Raw genomic sequence first — 2,261 nt, forward strand, 5'->3', positions numbered from 1 at the left:
TTTCCGGAGCTTCCGCGGGTTTCCGGGCGAGGAAGGTGAAGTCCTCCTTGTCAGTGGAGGTGTCCACCGCGGGGGTGAGTCGCACGATGATCTGCTTCGACGCCGGAGTGTTGCTGCCGTCGGCCACATGTTCGAGGGGCACCAGGACGTTCGCCTCGGGGTAGTAGGCGGCGGCACAGCCGCGCGGGGTGGGATAGGACACGATGCGGATCCTGCTCCACACCCGGTCCACGCCGTCCTCGTAGATGCCGTGCAAGTCCACGTTCTGGCCGTCCTCGAAGCCCAGTTCGGCGATGTCCTCGGGGTTGACCATCACCACGTGGCGGCCCTTCTTGATGCCCCGGTAGCGGTCGTTGTGGCCGTAGATGGTGGTGTTCCACTGGTCGTGGGAGCGGAGGGTCTGGAGGATCAGTGTCCCTTCCGGCCGTTCGAGGGACTCGAGGGCATTGACGGTCAGCACGGCCTTGCCCGTGGGCGTGTTGAAGGTCCGCGAATCCCGGGGGCCGTTCGCCAGGACGAATCCGCCCTCCTGGCGGATGCGGGTGTTGTAGTCCTCGCAACCCTCGACCACGCGGGAGATGTGGTCGCGGATGAGGTCGTAGTTCTTTTCGAAGCCGGCCCAGTCGGCGTCGAGCTTGTCCCCGATCGTCGCCCGCGCGAGCCGGCTCACGATCGCCGGTTCCGAGAGCAGGGTGGGGGCAACGGGCTCCACGCTGCCCCAGGAGGGGTGGACGGCGCAGACGGTGTCCTCGACGGAGACGAACTGCTCGCCGGTTTCCTGGATGTCGATCTCGGTGCGGCCCCTGCAGGGCAGGATCAGTGCTTCCTCGCCCGTGATGAGGTGGGAGCGGTTGAGCTTGATGGAGATCTGGGCCGACATCTCGAGGTTCTGCATGGCAGCCGAAGCCATGTCGGTGTCCGATACCGCCGAGACCAGGTTCCCACCGAGCGCCACGAGCACCTTGATCTCGCCGTCGCGCATTCGCAGGATTGATTCGACGACGTCGGCTCCGTGTTTGCGCGGCGGCGCGAAGCTGAACTCCTTGCCGAGGGCATCGATGAACGTGGGCGGCATCTGCTCCCAGATGCCCATGGTGCGGTCGCCCTGGACGTTGCTGTGACCGCGGATGGGGGAGGCCCCCGCACCCGGCTTGCCGATGTTGCCGCGGAGGAGGAGCAGGTTGATCATCTCCTTGATGGTCTCCACGCCCTTCTTCTGCTGGGTGATGCCCATGGCCCAGGTGATGATGACCCGGTCGGCAGCGAGGTAGCGTGCGGCGAGCTCGTCGATCTCCTCGGTGCGGAGCCCGGTAGCCTCCAGGACCTCCTGTTCGTCCAGGTGAGTGAGGTGCTCCTTGAGGTCCTCGAGCCCCTCGCAGTGCTTCTCGAGGAAGTCGTGGTCGAGGACGGTGCCCGGGTTCTTCGCCTCCGCGTCGAGGACGCGCTTCGAGACGGCCTGCAGCAGGGCCATGTCTCCGCCGAGCCGGATCTGGAGGAACTGGTCGGCGAGCTCGGTACCACGGCCGATGATGCCCTTGACCTTCTGCGGATTCTTGTAGCGCTTGAGGCCGGCCTCGGGCAGCGGATTGACGGCGACGATATGCCCGCCGGTCTCCTTGCACTCCTCGAGGGCGGTGAGCATGCGTGGATGGTTGGTTCCGGGGTTCTGGCCCATGATGATGATCAGGTCGGCACGCTCGAAGTCGTCGTACGTGACGGTCGCCTTGCCGATGCCGATGGTCTGGCCCATGCCCCAGCCGGAGGATTCGTGGCACATGTTGGAGCAGTCGGGGAGGTTGTTGGTGCCGAAGCCGCGGGCGAACAGCTGGTAGAGGAATGCGGCCTCGTTCGAGGTTCGGCCGCTCGTGTAGAAGGCGGCTTCATCGGCCGAATCGAGGCTCTTGAGCTTGTTCCCGAGAATGGAGAACGCCTCGTCCCAGCTGACGGGCCGGTAGTGGTCCTCGCCTGCTGGCTTGTAGACGGGTTCCGTCAGCCTGCCCTGCATGCCGAGCCAGTACTCGGTGCGCTGACGCAGCTCCGTGATGGAGTTCTCGGCCCAGAATTCCGACGGGATGACCACAGGGGTTGCCTCCCAGGTGACGGCCTTGGCGCCGTTCTCGCAGAATTCGAAGGCTTTCCGCTTGTCAGGGTCGGGCCAGGCGCAGCTGGGGCAGTCGAAGCCGTGCTTCTGGTTCATGGTGAGCAAGGTCTTCCGCGTGCGATCGATGCCCATGTGCTCGATTGCGGGCTTCATCGAGTAA

At 65.2% G+C, this 2,261-nt stretch carries 1 protein-coding gene; it reads right to left on the reverse strand.

Annotation, left to right across the window (positions count from 1 at the left end; all coding sequences use genetic code 11):
* On the reverse strand, positions 1 to 2,261 hold a 2,261-nt coding region (locus Y705_RS18615; RefSeq protein ID WP_081737931.1), incomplete at both ends, for an FdhF/YdeP family oxidoreductase.

Origin of the sequence: Arthrobacter sp. H41, assembly GCF_000520535.1 — a bacterium.
Taxonomy (GTDB): Bacteria; Actinomycetota; Actinomycetes; order Actinomycetales; family Micrococcaceae; genus Arthrobacter_D.